Here is a 17,569-nt window from a genome sequence, read left to right as displayed (position 1 = left end):
CCTAGAAGGGCCACAGAGGTGAGTTGAAGAAGCGGCCGAGCCAGCCCTGCTGATTCACCTGGCCAAGCTGGCCGCGGCCGCGATAGGCGATATCTGCGTCAGCTACGCGCAGCGATGGCACGGTGTTGTCGGCGCCGATGTCCTGCGGGCGTACGAGGCCAGTCACCACGATGATCTCGTCGCCGCGGTTGATGCGCAGCCGCTTCTCGCCGCGCACGCGCAGCAGGCCGTTCGGCGTGACCTCCATGACGCGCGCGCTGATGAAGCCGTCGAGCTGGTTGGTCTGCTCGCTGGCGCCGCTGCCGCTGAAGCTGTTGTCGGTGTCCACGGCCGTGTCGAGGATAGGCACCCCGCCCTTCGTCACGGGCCGCCCGAAGAGCGTCGGGTTGGGCAGCGAGATGCCGCTGCTCTTGCTGGTTTCGGTGCTCGAGGAAGTCCGCGCCTGCGTATTCTCCTGCAGCAGGATGGTGAGCACGTCGCCCGGCCGCCGCGCGCGCTGATCGGCGAAGAGGGCCATGGCACTGTTGCCCCGGTAGAGACTGCCAGCGGTTCCGGCCTCGGGCTCGGGATAGCTGACAGGCTCTGGCGGCTCGTCGATGGGCGACGGCGTCGACGCGCAGCCGGCGAGCAGTGCCAGAACCAGGATAAGGGCAAGCCTGTGCATGATCGCGGGCCTAGAGTTGCTGGTTGACGAAGCGCAGCATGTCGTCGGCCGCGCTCACCGCCTTGGAGTTCATCTCGTAGGCGCGCTGCGTCTCTATCATGGACACCAGCTCTTCGACGATATTGACGTTGGAAGCCTCCAGCGCGCCCTGCGCCAGGCTTCCCAGGCCGTCCAGGCCCGGCGTGCCCTGCTGCGGCGGGCCGCTGGCCGCCGTCTCGGCGTAGAGGTTGCCGCCGCGCGGCTGCAGGCCGGCGGGATTGACGAAATCGGTAAGCGTGATGCGCCCGATCTCCAGCGGCTGCGCCTGATCGGCGAGCTTCGCGCTGACCGTGCCGTCGGCGGCGATGGTGACGCTCTGCGCGCCGTCGGGCACGTTCACAGGCGGCTGCAGCAGGAAGCCCTGCGCAGTCACCAGCTCGCCCTGCGCCGACAGTTTGAAGCTACCGTCGCGGCTATAGGCGAGGCTGCCGTCGGCCATCTGGATCTCGAAATAGCCGCGGCCATCAATGGCGACGTCCAGCGCATTGCCGGTCTGCTGCATATTGCCCTGGGCGTGATTCTTCTCGGTAGCCGCCACGCGCACGCCGGTTCCCAGCATCAGGCCCGTCGGCATATCGCTCTGCTGCGTGGTGGCGCCACCAGGCTGGCGCACGGTCTGGTAGAGCAGATCCTCGAAGACGGCGCGATCCTGCTTGAAGCCGGTGGTGTTGGCATTGGCGAGATTGTTGGAGACCACGGACATGCGCGTGTCCTGCGCTTCGAGTCCGGTCTTGGCAACCCACAGTGCTTTCATCATGGCGGTGACTCCTAGGGCCTGTTAACCATCAGCGCGTCGCCGCGCCGGCGATCAATTTCACGCAAGCCCAGGAGGAGCGAGCGTGGTGTAGCCGCACTACACGAGCGAGTGACGACGCCGGATTGCGGGAAATTGATCCCGGCCCTCCGGGTTGCGCCCGAAATCCGCCCAGGCGGCGTCACTCGTCGTTCATTTGCGATTTCCAAATTTCTCTCCTCGTTCCTTGCCTGCACGGATTTCGGGCTGCAACGCGGCGACCCGGTGATGGTTAACAGGCCCTAGCCGCGGCGGATCAAGCGCGATCCGGCCTCGGCGTTGCGGTCAATGCTCTGCATGAGCTTGACGTTGAGCTCGAAGGCCCGGGACAGCTCGATCATCTTGACGAGCGATTCGGCGGTATTGACGTTGGCGCCTTCGATGCTGCCGGTGGCGAGCACCTCGCCCGCCGCCGGTACCGCTTCGCCGCCCTCGCGCAGCCGCAGCAGGCCGTCGTCGCGACGGCGGATATCGCCGCCGTAGATCGCGGATACCTGCAGACGGTCGAGCTGTACGAGGGTGCCGTCGGCCGCGCCCTGCGGCACGATGGAGAGCGTGCCGTCGGCGCCGATGGCGATCTGCTCGTGCGGTGGCACGGCGATGGGCCCGTTCTGCCCCATCACCGGATGCCCGGCGCCGGTGACGAGCTGGCCGTTGGCGTTGAGCTTGAGATCGCCGGCGCGGGTGTAAGCCGGCTCACCGTCGGGGCCGAGCACGCCGAGGTAATGATCCCCCTGCATGGCCACGTGCAGCGGATCGCCGGTGTGCTGCAACGCGCCATCGGCCGTTGACACACCAACGGGCAGCGTGCGCGAGTAGTGTCGGGAATCCGACAGCGGCATTGCCTCGGAGGCCACCATCTCGGCGCGAAAGCCGCTGGTTGTGGCGTTGGCGATGTTGTTGCTGTTCGCCGCCTGCCCGCGCAGAGCGAGCGTGGCGGCGTTAGCGGCGATGTAGAGGGAGCGATCCATGGCGGGGGCGCGCTACTAGCGGCGGATGTTCAGCACGGTCTGGGTGACCTGATCGTTGGTGGTGATCATCTGGGCGTTGGCCTGGAAGGTCCGCTGCGCAGTGATCATGTTCACCAGCTCCTTGGTCAGATCGACATTGGAGGCCTCCAGCGCACCGGACTCGATGCGGCCGAGGTCGCCGGAGCCAGCAACTCCGCGAATGGCCGGACCGGAGTTGAAGCTCTCGCCCCAGTTCGTGTCACCGAGCTTGGAAAGCCCCTCGGGGTTCGCAAAGCTGGTCAATGCGATCTGTCCCAGCGGGCTGGCCTGACCGTTGGTGAAGCGGGCCTGGACGATGCCCTCCTTGGTCACTTCCAGGCCGGTCATGCGGCCGGTGGAAAAGCCGTCCTGTCGCAGGGCGTCGACGCTGAAGCCGCCGCCGTACTGGGTGATATCGCTCAGACCCAGCGTCAGCTCGAGGTCGTCGACACCGCCGCCCAGCGCCTGCGCCGGCAGCGCGATCTCGCCGCCCGCCGGCGTGCTCAGCTGGCCGGCGGTGTCGAAGGCGATGGTCTGCGGGCCGCCGACATCCTGACCGTCGACGCGGGTGCGCAGCTCCCACTCACCGTCGTTGGCGGTCTTCGAGAAGTAGAGGGCGGCCGTGCGCGCTTGACCGAGGGAGTCGAATACCGTCACCGAGGTGGTGTGATTGAAGCTGCTGGTGTCGTCGGGATCGAAGGGGGTGGTGGCCGGAACATCCGAGCCGGCGGGCAGATTGATGCCGGCCCCGATGCGCGTGGTCGCCTGCGGCGGGTTGTCGGCCGTGGACACCTGAAGATCTTCCAGCCGGCCGGTATCGAAGCCGTTATTGCCGTCGGCCGGGAAGACTTGCAGCCGTCCACCCTGTGGGTTGGTGACGAAACCGTTGCGGTCGGTGCCAAGCGCGCCGGCGCGCGAATAGCTCAGCTCCTCGCCATTGGCGAAGGTCAGGAAGCCCTCGCCGGAAACGGCGAGATCCAGTGGCTTGTTGGTGAATTCCACGGAACCCTGGTCGAACTGCTGGCGCACGCCGGCGAGGCGCACGCCGCCGCCGACAGCGCGGTCGGTCAGCCCCTGCCCGGCATTGGCGAAGACATCGGCGAACTCGGCGCGCGAGCCCTTGAAGCCGGTGGTGTTGGCATTGGCCACGTTGTGGCTGGTGACATTCAGGTTCTCGGAAGCGGCATTGAGGCCGGACAACGAGGTGGAGAAGGACATGGCGGGCTCCGGGGAAGATTCGAGAAGGATTCGGGATTGCTTCGGGGTCGGCGGGCGATTCAGGAGATGCGACGGATATCGGAAAGCGGCGTCGGGGGCAGACCATCCAGCTCGAGCCGGACGTTGTTGCCGTCGCGGCTAACCGCACGCACCGGTGCGGCCAGCCAGGTGGCGAGCTGCTCGCTGCCGCCCGGGCGCTCGGCTCTGGCGACCAGGCTGTAGTCGGCGGCCGGCAGCATTTCGCCTTCGCTGTCGCGACCATCCCAGGCGAAAGTGATCTCACCGCCGGCGCTGCCATCGAAGCTGAGCTGGCGCACGGTGCGGCCGCTGCCGTCGACGACTTCGATGGCGACGCGCTCGGCGGGGCGGTCGAGCTGCACACTGCCGGCGATGCCATCGCCGCTGTAGCGGCCTTCGGCATCGACCAGCACATCGCGGCCCAGCAGCGCCGCCGCCGACAGCGTCTGCTCGCCGGCCAGACGACCGCCGAGGTCGGCGAAGCCGCTGTTGAGTTCCTGCACGCCGTCGACGATGCCGAACTGCGCCATCTGGCCCAGGAACTCGCCGTTGGACTGCGGCTTGAGCGGATCCTGATTCTGTAGCTGGGCGAGCATGAGGCGCAGGAAATCCTCCTGGCCCAGCTCCTGCTTCTGCTGCTCGGGCGCTTCGCGCGCCAGACCGAGGGCGGCGAAGGGGTTGGCGGAACTGCTGGCGATATCCATGGCTTACTTCCCGAGACGCAGCGTGGCGAGCATGAGGTCGCGGGAGGTGCTCATGACGTCGACCGCGTTCTGGTAGGAGCGCGAGGCGGAAATCATGTTGGCCATCTCCTCGACGGAATTGATGGGCGGGGCGTAGACATAGCCCTGCTCGTCGGCCATGGGATGGCCGGGTTCGTAGCGCGCCTCGGCCGGCTTGGCCGAATCGACAACACCGCCGCTGGCCACGCCCGCGACCCCGGCGTCGTCCATCAGCGTGTGGAACAGCGGTACGCGCGGGCGATAGGCGCCCTCGGCGGTGCCGGCGACGCTGTCGGCGTTGGCAAGATTGCTGGCGGTGGCGTTGAGGCGCGTGTTCTGCGCGCTCATGGCGCTGGCGGCGATATCGAAGATGCGCATGCTGGACATGGCGCCTCCTACTGCCCGGTGATCGCCGTCATCATCGACGAGGCGCGCCCGTCGATGAAGCGCAGCGCGGCTTCGTAGCGCAGCGCGGCGTCGGCGAAGGCGGCCTGCTCCTTCGAGGCGTCGACGCTGTTGCCGTCGAGCGCAGCATCGACCGTGCGGTAGACCGTCTCGGCGGGACGCTGCTGGCCGGCCGCGGCGGCTTCCAGCGCGGCCTTGAAGTCGATGTCGCGAGCGCGGTAGCCGGGCGTATCGGCGTTGGCCAGATTGCCGGCGATCATCTCCAGCCGCTGCGACTGCAGCGACAGGGCGTTGGCGTGGATACCGAAGAGCGGATGGGCCATTGCGGGCTCCCCAAGGACGAATGCCCTGGAAGCCGAGCAACCGGCATACCCCTGCCCCGACCCTTGAGGCCCATACCGACGAGCGGCGGCACTCGAGCCGCCGGGCGGCGGCTCAGGCCGCCTCGGCCACGCCCAGCGCCTGCAGCCGCTCGGCGATGGCGCGCGCCAGCTCCTCGCGGCAGAACTTGGTGATGAAGCGATCGGCGCCCACGCGCGTAACCATCGCGCTGTTGCTCACGCCCGACAACGAAGTGTGCAGCAGCACGAAGAGGCCCTGCAGCGCCGCATCGCGCCGGATCTCGGCGGTCAGGGCGTAACCGTCCAGCCGCGGCATCTCGACGTCGGAGATGACCAGCGCCAGATCGCCCAGACGATCCGCGGCCGCCTGATCGCGCAGCCATTCCAGCGCGCGCGCGCCGTCCGGCACGCAGATGCAGTCCAGGCCGAGGCTGCGCACGGTGTCCTCCACCTGTCGCCGCGCCACCACCGAATCGTCGGCAATCAGCGCGCGCCAGCCGTTCTGCTGCTGCGGCGCGGCCGCCGCGATGCGCTCGCCACCGCCGCCGATCTCGACGAGGACACGCTCGACATCGACGATCTGTACGGTGCGCTGCTCGAAACGCGTCATCGCTGTTAGGAAGCCGTCGGCATCTTCAGGCGGCAGCACGTCGGCGACATCGACGTGCAGGATGCGCTCGACACCGCCTACCGCGAAGGCCTGCAGACGCCGGTTGAACTCGGTGACCACCACGTGCGAGGCCGGTTGTCCGCCGGCCAGCCCCAGTGCCGCGGCGAGATCGACCACCGGCATAACCACGCCACGGCAATCGAAGATACCGCGCACCAGCGGATGCGCCCGCGGCAGCTGCTGTAGCGCCGGCATGGGCAGAACCTCGCGCACCTTGAAAACATTGATGCCGAAGGTCGCCTGCCCACCTAGCGAGAAGATCAGCAGCGCCAGCCGGTTGTAGCCCGCTAGCCGGGTCTGCTGGTCGATGCTCTGCAAGAGTCCGGTGTCCATGACGCCGTCATCGGCCCGGACGCCGCAGGCTTGAGTCCCCGCCATCCGTCGCCGACGAGCGGCCACGGCACGGGCATTGCCTCATTCCGGGCACGCCCAACGGCCTTTGCCCATGTCGCCTGTCCGAATCCTGCTCGCCCTGCTCCTGCTGCTCACCGCACCGCTGGCCGTTGCGCAGTGGGAAGATGCACAGCGTCTGCAGCACGCGGCGGCCACCGCGGTCGGCGACGAAGCCGCGAGCGCAGCCATTGACCCCAACACCCGCGTGCCGCGCTGCCGGCGCGCACCGGAGGGCCGGGTACGTGCGCGCAATCGCAGTGGCGCCAGCGTTGAAATCACCTGCAGCCAACCCGCCTGGCGCATCTATGTGCCGGTGCGCAGCGGCGGCCGTACCGAGGTCGCCGTGCTGCAGCGCTCCGTCGCAGCCGGCGAGGCACTGCGCGCCGCCGACATCCGCATGATGCCACGCGACACCGCCAGTCTCGGCTACGGCTGGTTCGGCGGCGCCGACGATGTGGTGGGCCGCCGCCCCCGGCGCAGTCTGGCCGCCGGCCATGTGCTCAGCCCGGCCGACATCGAGCGATCGCGCCTGGTCGCCACCGGCGACCGCGTCACCATCATCAGCCGTGCCCACGGCATCGAGGTTCGCATGCCCGGCCAGGCAATGGCCGCCGGCGGCCGCGATGACGTCGTGCGCGTACGCAACACCCAGTCCGGCCGCGAGGTGGAAGCCAGCATCGTCGCCGCCGGCACCGTCGAGGTCTCGCCATGAATCCGACACTTTCCGGCCTGCTGGCCGGCCTAAAGTCTCCCGTCATCGCGCCGATACAGCCTGCGAACCCGTCGTCGCAGGAAGGCGCCAGCATGAAGATCGATCCCACAAAGGCCAATGCCGCGGTCCGCGGCAGCGCCGGCGGCAATGTGCGGCCCGCCGACGCGGCGGCCGCGCCTTCCGACGCCCGCGGCGACGCCCCTGTGCTCACCGCGCGCAACGAGGCCGGCGGCACGGCGCCCTTCGACAGCAGTCGCGTCGCCGAGCTGCGGCGCGCCGTCGACGAGGGCCGCTATCAGCCGGACAGCCAGCGCATTGCCGACGCGCTGATCGGCCTTGAGGCTGCCCTCGGGAGCCGGCTCGGATGAGCCGCACCGCTGCCACGGCCGTCGCCGAGGCCCAGGATGAGTTGATGCGGGCGCTGGCCGACGGTGACGCTACAAGCGTGCGCAACGCCACCACGGCTCTACAGACCGCCGCGACCGCGCTGGCGCGTGACCCGGAGCGCGACACCGAGACACTCGGCGCGCTCGCCGCTACCCAGCGCCGCCTCGGCGGCATGCTGCGCGCCCGGCTCGGTCAGTCGCGCGACCGCCTGGATGCCCTGGGCCTGACAACGGAGCGCTACGAGCGTGGCGGACATCTCGCCTTCCCCGCCGGCTGAAGTCGATACTTCCGGCGCCATTGACGACCCGGAGGAAGTCTGCCGCCTGCTCGTGCGGCTGCGCCGCATGCGCAACCTGCTGACGATCCGCCCGGCCAACAGCCCGCGTGAGTTCACTTCCATGCTGCTTTCCATGGATCTGGCACGACGCTATCTGGTGCTCGATGCCCCGCGCCCGCGACCACCGGGGGGGCCACTGCACGCGGACACCCGGCTCTACGTGCAGAGCCAACTCGATGGTGCGGCGCTGGTGATGGTGACGCGCATCGACAGCCTTATCGGCAATACCAGCGACGACGACCCCGCGGACGCCAGTCTGATGGTCGACTGGCCTTCGCGCCTGAGCTACTTCGAGCGCCGCCGGGACTACCGCGTCACGGTTCCTGCCACTCTCGTCGCATCGCCAGCCCGGCTGATCCTCGACAATCACGCGCGTCCGGCCCGCCTGCTCGACATCTCGGCGTCCGGCGCCGCCCTGCTCCTCAGCCGCGAGGATCTGCCGCTGCACGAGGGTGACGAGATCGACTGCGTGCTGCCGCTGCCCGAGCGCGACCTGAAACTGCCCTTGACTGTCTGCACCGTCGCGAAGGGCCGCGACGGCCAGCGCATCGGCGGCACCCTGCGCGTCACGGCACCCCGCGACGCCGAGCTGCTGCAACGCAGCGTCACTACCATCGAACGCTGGTGGCTGCAGCGCCATCCCTGAACGTGCGCCGCAAGGGAAACCGCCGGGGTCAGCCGTAGCGCAGCGGAGGCGACTCCCACGGCAAGGACTGGCTTGCCTCCCAGCGCTCGGCCCAGCCTGTCACCTCATCGGCCGGCAAGGCCTCCGAGAAGAAGAAGCCCTGCGCGCAGCTGCATCCCATGCTGGCGAGCAGCTCGCAAGTGACAGCATCCTCGACACCTTCCGCGGTAGCGCGCATCTGCAGATTTGCGGCCAGATCGACAATGGTGCTGAGCAAGAGCTCCCCTTGCCGCGATTGCGTAGCTGCGCGCACGACCCCTTGATCGATCTTGAGCTCGGAGAAGGGCAGCCTTACCAATTGCGCCAACGAAGCGTAACCGCTGCCGAAGTCGTCAACCGACAGCTCGAAGCCGCGGGCGCGCGCCCGAGTGAAAAGCCCCACTGCCTCTTTCGGCTCGGACATGACAGCGGATTCGCTCACTTCCAGCACGATGCGGGTCGGGTCTAGCTCCAGCGCCTTACAACGCCCCACCAGCTGTTCCAGCAGCGCTTCGCTGCGCAGGCTCTCGCGCGCGATGTTCAGGCTCAGGGTCAGCCCCGAGCCGAAACTGGATTGGCCGGAGAACCAGCGCAGGGCCTGCTCCGCCATCGACTCGGTCAGCTGATCCATCAGCCCACCGCTTTCCAGTTGATCCAGAAAGCGCGGTGGCATGACGATGTCCTGCTCGCCCCGTCGCCATCGCGCAAGCGCTTCAAAACCGACGAGGCTGCGCGTGGCGCAATTGACCCGGGGTTGGTAGAAGGGCTCAATCTCGCCGCGACTCAGCGCGCCCCGAATGTCGGCCACCGAGATATCCGGCTGCGAGGACAGCTCGGCAATCGGAATCAGCCCATCGTCGGCCGGCAGGGAGCAGAGGACCTGGCGTAGCCGAGCCGACGACACCGGCTTTTCCAGCGCACCGTCCACATGCAGCCCGCGCTCGCGCGCGTAGATGCGAGCCGAGTCGATAACCCGCTGGCCGAGCCCACTGAGCAGCACGATCCGGATATCCGGCGCCCGCTCCGATAGCTCGCGAATGATCTGCACGCCGTCCATTCCCGGCATCGCGAGATCGAGAATGGCATGCGAGGGCTCCCATTCCCCGAGTACCGCGAAGAATTCATCGGAAGTGCTCAGGACGCGGCTTTCGCCGATGCCCTGCTCCTCGATCATCATCTGAATGGTCTGCCCGACCAGCGCATCGTCATCGAGGATCAAGATGCGTCGCGTCTGCCCGGGCGTCGCTTCAAGCGGCAATGGCACCTCCTCGCGGATTGGCGGGTGATCGCCTCCATGCAGTGGGCGATCCATCAATACCGCCATCATCCACTCTGCGCTATGCCGGCGACAAGGCAATACGGCGCCACACGAAAAAGAGCCCCGGCGAATAGCCGGGGCCAGTGTCGATCATTGCATCGACTACGGAGGTGTCGAAGACCGGGGGGAGGCCTCCGACGATTCCGACAATATCGGGCAGGATCTCGCGACGCTGTCCGCGTCCGCCACGTGTCCAGCATGCGTCGACGGACTTGGGGCGGCTCCACGAAAAACGGGCGCCGATCGGCGCCCGTCTTACCTGCTCGCAACTAGTGTCCTTTACTCGGGCCGGACATAGAGCAGCCGGTTCGGGGAACCGGAGCCGATCCCGTTGAGGACGTCGCTGGTAGCGTCGTCGATCAGCAAATCGAAGACGGCCTGCACATCGCCAGCTCCCTCGTCGACCAGCAAAGCCGCTGCGCCAGCGACATGCGGAGACGCCATCGAGGTACCGCTGATGGTGTTGGTCTGCGTGTCATTCTCGTACCAGGCGGAAGTAATGTCGCTACCCGGCGCGAAGAGGTCGACACAGCTGCCGCGGTTGCTGAAGCTGCTGCGATCGTCGTTGATCGTCGTCGAGCCCACCGTGACGGCCTCGGCGACGCGGTTCGGCGAGCCGCCGCAGGCATCGGCGTCGTCGTTACCGGCCGCGACCACCATGACAACACCAGCGTCAACGGCCGCGCGCACGGCATCATCCAGCGCCGTCGAGGCACCGCCGCCCAGGCTCATATTCGCCACGGCCGGCATCTGCGCGTTCTCGGCCACCCAGTCGATACCCGCGATCACCGCCGAGTTGGCACCGCTTCCGGCGCAGTCCAGCACGCGCACGCCGTAGACCGTTGCCTGCTTGGCGATGCCGTAAGTCGTACCGGCCGCAGTGCCGGCGACATGCGTGCCGTGCCCGTTGCAGTCCGAGAAGTCTTCCGGGTCCGGCTCGCCGCCGAGCAGGCCGTCGAGGACCGGGCCAAGCAGCGGAATGGGTAGGCCGAGGAAGCCGGTGCCGGCGAAGTTGCGGCCACCGCCGACGCGGCCGACGAATTCCTCATGACTGGCGCGCAGGCCGGTGTCGATGATGTAGATGTGTGCGCCAGCGGCCGCGTCGCCGGGATAGCTGTACGCATTGTCGAGCTGGCGTTGGCGCTCGTCGCTGCGATCCAGCCCCCAGGTGGCGGGCGTCTGCGTGCTGGTGGCCGTCGCGTGCATCAGCTGATCCTGCTCGACATAGTCGACGAGCGGGCTTGCCGCCAGGATGCGGGCCGACAGAGCGTCCACGCGCACCACCGCCGCGTTAATAATGGGCAGCTCGCCGAGGAGCTCACCGCCAACGGTGCCCAGAAGCTGCTGCACAACGGAAGTGACGGGGCCGGCGTCGTCTTCCAGCACGACGATGTACTGTCCCTCAATGGCATCCGGCGCGCCCGCATTGAGCACCTCGCCCAGCGTGTCGCCAACTTCACCGACCAGCCCGCCGAGCGTGGACTGGACTCCTCCCAAAAGCTGCGCGTTGGCTGCCGGTACGCTGAGCATCAGCGAAAGACCGAGCGCCGCAAGCGCTCCCTTGCTTTGACGCATTGAATATCTCCCTTGTTTTGAATGACGAACCGGCCCGACATCCCCGAACGATTCGAAGCCTCCCGACCGGCCGGAACCGAGTCTACTGGACCGTCATTTCCGGCGGGTGACGGCGGTGTCGCGGAGAAAGGCGACAACCGTCCACGCATTGCCGTACGCAGCCTCTGCGCCTTCGTGGCGCGCAGCGGCGATCTCGATCATCGCTTCACGCCCGCGCCCAGCGCCGAGGAAGGCATCGCCGGGCACCAGGCCGTGGCTTCGATGCGCGGAGCGGACTACCGGCGCGAGGTACCGGTCAGCGGCGACATTGCCGGGCTGCGCATCGGTGGCCGCATCGACGGCATCGACGCGGACGGCCCGGTGCTGGAGGAGGTCAAGACCTTCCGCGGCGGCATCGAGCGCGTGCCGGAGAATCACCGCGCGCTGGCCTGGGCGCAGTTGCGCTGCTACGGCGCGCTCTATGCCGCAGCCGAGAAGCTCGAAACGGTAGCGCTGCGGCTGGTCTATTACGACGTCGACGAGCGCCGCGAGCACAGCGACACCGAGACCTTCAGCAGCGACGAACTCAGTGCCTGGCTGGAGGAGCGCGCGGCCCGCTACGCGCAATGGCTGAAGGGCGAGCAGGAACACCGCACCACGCGCGACGCCGCGCTGACCGCCATGGTCTTCCCCTTCGCGCAACGCCACGCCGGCCAGAGAATGCTGATGCGCGACGCCTTCCGCGCCTTCCGCGACGGCGGCCGCCTGCTGGCGCAGGCGCCGACCGGCACCGGCAAGACCATGGGCACGCTGTTCCCGGCATTGAAAGCGCTGGGCGCCGGGCATCTCGACCGCGTCTTCTGGCTGACGGCCAAGACCTCCGGCCGGCTGGCTGCGCGCGAGGCCATCGCCGCCCTGCGGGACGACGACGAGCCGCTGCCGCTACGCGCGCTGGAGCTAAGCGCGCGCGATACCGCCTGCGAACATCCGGACAAGGCCTGCCACGGCCAGAGCTGCCCACTGGCGCGCGGCTTCTTCGACCGCCTGCCAGCCGCGCGCGAGCAGGCGCGAAGCCTGCGCCGGCTGGATCTGAACGCGCTGCGCGGCGTGGCCGGCGCGCATGGCATCTGCCCCTACTACCTGGGCCAGGAGATGGCGCGCTGGGCGGATGTGGTCATCGGCGACGTCAACCACTACTTCGACCGCCACGCCCTGCTGCACGCGCTGACGCGCGAGCAGGACTGGCGCGCCGGCCTGCTCGTCGACGAGGCGCACAATCTGGTGGCGCGCGCCCGCGCCATGTATTCGGCCAGCCTGGCGCAGGGTGAGCTGCACGCGCTGCAGACGAAGCTGCCCGCCGACGCGCGCTCCGCTCTCGGCCGGCTGGATCAGGCGCTGGGCCGGCTGGAAATCGACCTGCCCGAAGGCCACAGCGAACCGGAAGCGCCGCCGCAGCAGCTGCGCGACGCAGTCACCCGCGCCGTCAGCGCGCTGGGCGGCCATCTGGCCGAGGATCCGGCGCGGCCGGATACGGAGCTGCTCGGCCTGTACTTCAATCTGCTGGCCTTCCAGCAGCTCTGCGACATCTTCGGCCCGCACAGCCTCTGCGAGTTGCAGCGGGGGCGCGACACCGGCCTGCTCGCCAACGAGCAGATCGGGCTGGCGATTCACAACGTCGTGCCGGCGCCGCATCTGGCGCCGCGGCTGCGCGACGCCGCCGGCGTCGTCGCCTTCTCGGCAACGCTGGCACCCTTCGACTACTTCCGCCAACTGCTCGGCTTTCCGGAAGCCACGACGACACTGGAGGCGCCCTCGCCCTTCGACCCGGAACGCCTGGCGGTGCATCGCGTCACTCACATCGACACCACCTGGCGCGGCCGCACCGCCTCGGCACGGCCGATCGCAGCACTCATGGCGCGGCAGTTTCAGCAGCGTCCGGGCAACTACCTCGCCTGCTTCAGCAGCTTCACCTACATGCAGGACGTCGCCGACGCGCTGGCCACGCATCATCCGGAAGTTCCGCAGCGGCGGCAGCATGCCGGTATGGCGCAGGCCGAGCGACAGGCCTTCATCGGCGACTTCCGGCCCGACAGTCCGGCGATCGCCTTCGCGGTGCTGGGTGGCGTCTTCGCCGAAGGCATCGATCTGCCCGGCGAGCGCCTGATCGGCGCCTTCGTCGCCACGCTGGGGCTGCCGCCTGTGAGCCCGCTGCACGATCGCATGGCCGAGGCCATCGAGGGCATCTTCGGCGCCGACAGCGGCTGGCGCTACACCTATCTCTACCCAGGCCTGCAGAAGGTCGTGCAGGCAGCCGGCCGCGTCATCCGCTCGGCCGACGACGCCGGTTGCGTCTACCTCATCGACCCGCGCTACAGCCGTGCCGATGTGCGCGCGCTGCTGCCGCCGGCCTGGGAGGAGTGAGTCGAGGCGGCGCCCGTGACCGGCCGCGCGGCACGCGAAATCGCTCCACCGGTGGAGGCGACTAAAATAGGCCGATATTGCTCAGAACTATCAGGAAGGAAGCGATGACCGATTTCACGCAGGTCGGCGGGCTGCGCGTCGCCACGGAGCTCAAGGAACTGATCGACAAGGAGATCTGCCCCGGCACCGAGGTCACGCCGGCGCACTTCTGGGCCAGCCTCGAAAAAGCCATTACCCGCTTCGCGCCGCGCAACCGCGAGTTGCTGGAGAAGCGCGAGACGATCCAGAAGCAGATCGACGACTGGCACACGGCGCGCAAGGGGCAGCCGCACGATCACGCCGCCTACAAGGCCTTCCTTAGCGAGCTCGGCTACATCGAGCCGGACGTCGGCGACGTCAAGGCCTCCACCAAGAACGTCGATAGCGAGATCAGCGCCCAGGCCGGTCCGCAGCTGGTGGTGCCGGTGCGCAACGCGCGCTATGCGCTGAACGCGGCCAACGCGCGCTGGGGCAGTCTTTACGATGCCCTCTACGGCAGCGACATCATTCCCGAGGACGGCGGCGCCGAACGCGGCGGCGCCTACAACCCGGTGCGCGGCGACAAGGTCGTCGCCTGGGCGCGCGCACATCTCGACGCGGTCGCGCCGCTGGCCGATGGCAGCCACGCCGACGCCACCGCCTACACCATCGCCAACGGCAAGCTCAGCGTGAAGCTGGCCGATGGCAAGGCCAGTGCGCTCGCCAACCCCAAGCAGTTCGTCGGCTACGCCGGCGACGCTGCCAAGCCCAAGGGCGTGCTGCTGCGCATCAACGGCCTGCACGTCGAGATCCAGATCGACCCCGAGCACCCCATTGGCAAGACCGACGCCGCCAGCGTCAAGGACCTGCTGGTCGAAGGCGCGGTCAGCACCATCATGGACTGCGAGGATTCCGTGGCCGCGGTCGACGGCGAGGAGAAGGTCGAGGTCTACCGCAACTGGCTGGGCCTGATGAAGGGCGACCTCGAGGAGCAGATGGAAAAGGGCGGCAAGCCCTACACGCGCCGCCTGAACCCGGACCGTTTCTACACGACGCCCGACGGCGGCGAGCTGCGCCTGCACGGCCGCTCCCTGCTCTTCGTGCGCAATGTCGGTCATCTGATGACCAACCCGGCCATCGTCGACGCCGAGGGCAACGAGATCTTCGAAGGAATCATGGATGCCTTCGTCACCGCCCTCGCCGCCATGCACGATCTCAAGGCCGATAGCAGCAACCGCGACCGCAAGGGCAACTCGCGCAGCGGCTCGGTCTACATCGTGAAGCCGAAGATGCACGGCTCCGAGGAAGTCGCCTTCGCCGTCGAACTCTTCGAGGCCGTCGAGGATGCCCTCGGCCTGGAGCGCGACACGCTGAAGATCGGAATCATGGACGAGGAGCGCCGCACCACGGTCAACCTCAAGAACTGCATCGGCAAGGCCGCCTCGCGCGTCGTCTTCATCAACACCGGCTTCCTCGATCGCACCGGCGACGAGATCCACACCAGCATGCAGGCCGGCCCGGTGGTCGCCAAGACCAAGATGAAGCAGACCACCTGGATCAAGGCCTACGAGGACTGGAATGTCGACGTCGGCATCCGCTGCGACCTGCCCGGCCGCGCCCAGATCGGCAAGGGCATGTGGGCCATGCCCGACGAGATGGCGGCGATGATGGCGCAGAAGATCGGTCACCCCAAGGCCGGTGCCACCACCGCCTGGGTGCCCTCACCCACCGGCGCGGCGCTGCACGCCCTGCACTATCACCAGGTGGACGTCTTCGCGCGCATCAAGGAACTGAAGAATCGCGAGCACGCCAGCCTCGATGACATCCTCACCATTCCGCTGCTCGACGATCCGAAGAGCCTGTCCGCCGACGAGATCCAGCACGAGCTGGACAACAGCGCGCAGACCATCCTCGGCTACGTCGTGCGCTGGATCGACCAGGGCATCGGCTGTTCCAAGGTGCCGGACATCAACGATGTCGGCCTGATGGAGGATCGCGCCACACTGCGCATCTCCAGCCAGCACATCGCGAACTGGCTGCTACATGGCCTGTGCACCCGCGAGCAGGTCACCGACACGCTCAAGCGCATGGCCGAGGTCGTCGACCGCCAGAACGCCGGCGACCCCAGCTACGAGCCGATGGCGCCGGGTTTCGACGGCATCGCCTTCCAGGCTGCAAGCGCGCTGATCTTCGAGGGGACCACCCAGCCCAGCGGCTACACCGAGCCGCTGCTGCACGCCTATCGTCTGAAGAAGAAGGCAGGGGCCTGACGCTAGCGCTTCGGCTCTACTCAGGATGGCTTGGCTTGACGCTTCTCGGCATCGCGCATATTGCGACGCCGATAGATCCAGGTCCCGATCATCATCCACAGCGGCTCGTTGAGCGTGAAACTCTTGCGCTCACGGCGCTGCTGGATGCGCCATCCCTGTTCGGTGCGGCGGTATTGATCGTCATACCAGACGCCGATCGCCATGGTCCGCTTCAGCCCTGGTATCAGGCCCGGCAGCACCATGGGGTTGATACAGGCCACCTGCCCGGTCGCCGTGTCTCCGTCGATTCGAAAAGCGAAGTTGCCGACGAAGTGCATATAACCACCGAACAGACCCAGGGATTTCGGCAGCCACGCCTTCACCTCCGGATAGTGCCCGGCGATGCCGCCGACCGCGGTGTAATCGATCCAGGCATCCGCCAGGAAGACGTCGTCCAGGCGATCCCATTGCTGGGCGTCGATGGCGTTGGCGTATTCGATCGCCAGTTGCTGCAAAGCCCCGTGGGCGTCCGCGTCAGCGCTGCTCATGCGTCGCGTTCGCTCGCGCCACGCAAGCCGCTGCCGTCATCCTGCAGCCCATTGCCACGAGACTGCAGAATGCCGTGGTCGATGCAGAAGGTCAGCAGATCGCGCAGCGTTTCCTCGGTTGGCCGTGCCTGATAACCGAGTTCCCGGCTGGCCTTGGAGTGGTCAATCGGCCCGGACGTCTCGATGGTGGCAAGCGCCACCTCGGAGAAGGAGCCTGCCTCCTTGCCCAGGAGCCGGGCGAGTGGCCCAACGATCGCCGCGATCGTCTTGAGCACCTTCATCGGTAGCATGATGCGGGGGCCGCGCTCCCCGACCAACCGTGCGGACATGCGGCAGGCCTCGATCATCGAGACGAAGTCGCCACCGAGCAGGTAGTTCTCGCCGTTGCGGCCGTGCTCGGCCGCCAATAGCAGGCCCTGTGCGACATCGCGCACGTCGACCAGATCAAAACCACCCTCCACCATCACCGGCAGGCGGCCACGGGCGGCGTCCACCATGTTGCCGTTCAGGTGGGGCATCGGCGATCCGAAATCCTCCGGCCCGAACACGCCAGTGGGATAGCAGACGACCGCCTCTAGGCCGCGTTCCGCGACCTTGAGCAACTCGCACTCGCCGGCGTATTTCGAACGCGCGTAGACCGGAAGCGCCGCGTCAGTCGAGCGCGGTGCGGTCTCGTCGATAGTCCGCCCCCGATTCTGGTACATATCGAAGGAGGCGATCGAGCTGACGTGCACCATACGGCGTACGCCGGCTGCCAGTGCGCCTTCAGCGACCGCTTTTACGCCTTCCACATTGACGTGCCAGGTGGCCTCGTCTTCCTGCAGCAGCGAGATCTTCGCTACCAGATGGAAAACAACCTCAACACCGTCGAGCGCACGCCGCAGACCCGGCCCGTCGAAAATATCCAGCTCTTGCCAGCTGGCCCGCGTATCCAGATGCGGCGAATGCACGCGATCCAGCGCCACGACCTCGTGCCCGGCATCAAGAAGTGTCCGGACCAGATTCAGCCCGACATAACCGCAAGCTCCAGTGATCGCCGTTTTCATGTCTTTCCAGATTCCAAGGTAATGGGTTGACCATAACGGGGCGCCGGCCGGCCGACTTCACCC

At 67.6% G+C, this 17,569-nt stretch carries 18 protein-coding genes; 6 read left to right on the top strand and 12 right to left on the bottom strand.

Translation table 11 applies throughout. From position 1 onward, the window contains the following. Position 1: 1 nt before the first annotated feature. From U743_RS03980 to U743_RS03945, 8 genes are all read right to left on the bottom strand, one after another. Positions 2-664, bottom strand: coding sequence for a flagellar basal body L-ring protein FlgH (locus U743_RS03980; protein ID WP_043765679.1), 663 nt, complete (start codon positions 662-664; stop codon positions 2-4). 10 nt (positions 665-674) lie between these two features. Beyond that, positions 675-1,460 (bottom strand): flagellar basal-body rod protein FlgG, encoded by a 786-nt coding sequence (gene flgG, locus U743_RS03975; protein WP_043765678.1) that lies wholly within the window; start codon positions 1,458-1,460, stop codon positions 675-677. Positions 1,461-1,738: 278 nt separating this feature from the next. After that, entirely contained in the window at positions 1,739-2,467 is a 729-nt protein-coding gene (locus U743_RS03970) for a flagellar basal body rod protein FlgF (RefSeq protein ID WP_043765675.1), read from the bottom strand. Between the two features lie 15 nt (positions 2,468-2,482). Further along, complete coding sequence (gene flgE, locus U743_RS03965) at positions 2,483-3,703, bottom strand: flagellar hook protein FlgE (RefSeq protein ID WP_043765673.1); 1,221 nt, start codon at positions 3,701-3,703, stop codon at positions 2,483-2,485. A gap of 59 nt (positions 3,704-3,762) precedes the next feature. Further along, positions 3,763-4,425 carry a flagellar hook assembly protein FlgD gene (locus U743_RS03960; RefSeq protein WP_052367500.1) on the bottom strand — a complete coding sequence of 221 codons (663 nt, stop codon included), beginning with the start codon at positions 4,423-4,425 and terminating at the stop codon, positions 3,763-3,765. A 3-nt stretch (positions 4,426-4,428) separates the two neighbouring features. Further along, positions 4,429-4,830: a flagellar basal body rod protein FlgC gene (gene flgC / locus U743_RS03955; RefSeq protein ID WP_043765671.1), complete on the bottom strand. Its 402-nt coding sequence runs from the start codon at positions 4,828-4,830 to the stop codon at positions 4,429-4,431. Positions 4,831-4,838: 8 nt separating this feature from the next. Further along, on the bottom strand, positions 4,839-5,171 hold the full coding sequence (locus U743_RS03950) for a flagellar basal body rod protein FlgB (protein WP_043765670.1): 333 nt from the start codon (positions 5,169-5,171) through the stop codon (positions 4,839-4,841). 112 nt (positions 5,172-5,283) lie between these two features. Beyond that, positions 5,284-6,192 (bottom strand): chemotaxis protein, encoded by a 909-nt coding sequence (locus tag U743_RS03945; protein ID WP_043771014.1) that lies wholly within the window; start codon positions 6,190-6,192, stop codon positions 5,284-5,286. A 112-nt stretch (positions 6,193-6,304) separates the two neighbouring features. Here U743_RS03945 and flgA point away from each other — a divergent pair, with 112 nt between their 5' ends. From flgA to U743_RS03925, 4 genes are read left to right on the top strand one after another with little or no spacing between them, the layout of a single operon-like run. After that, positions 6,305-6,964 (top strand): flagellar basal body P-ring formation chaperone FlgA, encoded by a 660-nt coding sequence (flgA, locus tag U743_RS03940; protein ID WP_052367499.1) that lies wholly within the window; start codon positions 6,305-6,307, stop codon positions 6,962-6,964. Continuing rightward, positions 6,961-7,332: a flagellar biosynthesis anti-sigma factor FlgM gene (gene flgM / locus U743_RS03935; protein WP_084191346.1), complete on the top strand. Its 372-nt coding sequence runs from the start codon at positions 6,961-6,963 to the stop codon at positions 7,330-7,332. The genes flgA and flgM overlap by 4 nt, the downstream gene beginning before the upstream one ends. After that, a complete protein-coding gene (locus tag U743_RS03930) occupies positions 7,329-7,628 on the top strand; it encodes a hypothetical protein (RefSeq protein ID WP_043765668.1) in 300 nt (99 codons plus the stop codon). The genes flgM and U743_RS03930 overlap by 4 nt, the downstream gene beginning before the upstream one ends. Then, positions 7,597-8,334 (top strand): flagellar brake protein, encoded by a 738-nt coding sequence (locus tag U743_RS03925; RefSeq protein WP_043765666.1) that lies wholly within the window; start codon positions 7,597-7,599, stop codon positions 8,332-8,334. The genes U743_RS03930 and U743_RS03925 overlap by 32 nt, the downstream gene beginning before the upstream one ends. Before the next feature lie 28 nt (positions 8,335-8,362). Here U743_RS03925 and U743_RS03920 read toward each other — a convergent pair whose 3' ends face one another. Both U743_RS03920 and U743_RS03915 read right to left on the bottom strand, forming a co-directional pair. Continuing rightward, complete coding sequence (locus U743_RS03920; RefSeq protein ID WP_198021921.1) at positions 8,363-9,610, bottom strand: EAL domain-containing response regulator; 1,248 nt, start codon at positions 9,608-9,610, stop codon at positions 8,363-8,365. Positions 9,611-9,949: 339 nt separating this feature from the next. After that, positions 9,950-11,245, bottom strand: coding sequence for a S8 family peptidase (locus U743_RS03915; protein ID WP_052367497.1), 1,296 nt, complete (start codon positions 11,243-11,245; stop codon positions 9,950-9,952). A gap of 21 nt (positions 11,246-11,266) precedes the next feature. On the opposite strand from U743_RS03915, the gene U743_RS03910 reads away from it, so the two are divergent. Together U743_RS03910 and U743_RS03905 are read left to right on the top strand one after the other, a co-directional pair. After that, the gene (locus tag U743_RS03910) at positions 11,267-13,645 is read left to right on the top strand and encodes an ATP-dependent DNA helicase (RefSeq protein WP_084191345.1); all 2,379 of its coding nucleotides are present in this window, start codon (positions 11,267-11,269) and stop codon (positions 13,643-13,645) included. A 104-nt stretch (positions 13,646-13,749) separates the two neighbouring features. Continuing rightward, the gene (locus tag U743_RS03905) at positions 13,750-15,933 is read left to right on the top strand and encodes a malate synthase G (RefSeq protein ID WP_043765663.1); all 2,184 of its coding nucleotides are present in this window, start codon (positions 13,750-13,752) and stop codon (positions 15,931-15,933) included. A 20-nt stretch (positions 15,934-15,953) separates the two neighbouring features. Here U743_RS03905 and U743_RS03900 read toward each other — a convergent pair whose 3' ends face one another. Continuing rightward, on the bottom strand, positions 15,954-16,460 hold the full coding sequence (locus tag U743_RS03900; protein ID WP_084191344.1) for a nuclear transport factor 2 family protein: 507 nt from the start codon (positions 16,458-16,460) through the stop codon (positions 15,954-15,956). Further along, positions 16,457-17,506: an NAD-dependent epimerase/dehydratase family protein gene (locus U743_RS03895; protein WP_052367496.1), complete on the bottom strand. Its 1,050-nt coding sequence runs from the start codon at positions 17,504-17,506 to the stop codon at positions 16,457-16,459. The genes U743_RS03900 and U743_RS03895 overlap by 4 nt, the downstream gene beginning before the upstream one ends. Positions 17,507-17,569 lie beyond the last annotated feature (63 nt).

The sequence above is a fragment of the Algiphilus aromaticivorans DG1253 genome (assembly GCF_000733765.1).
In the GTDB taxonomy this organism is placed as follows: domain Bacteria; phylum Pseudomonadota; class Gammaproteobacteria; order Nevskiales; family Nevskiaceae; genus Algiphilus; species Algiphilus aromaticivorans.
The sequence above is the reverse complement of the archived record's forward strand: the minus strand, read 5'-3'. Positions and strand labels throughout refer to the sequence as shown.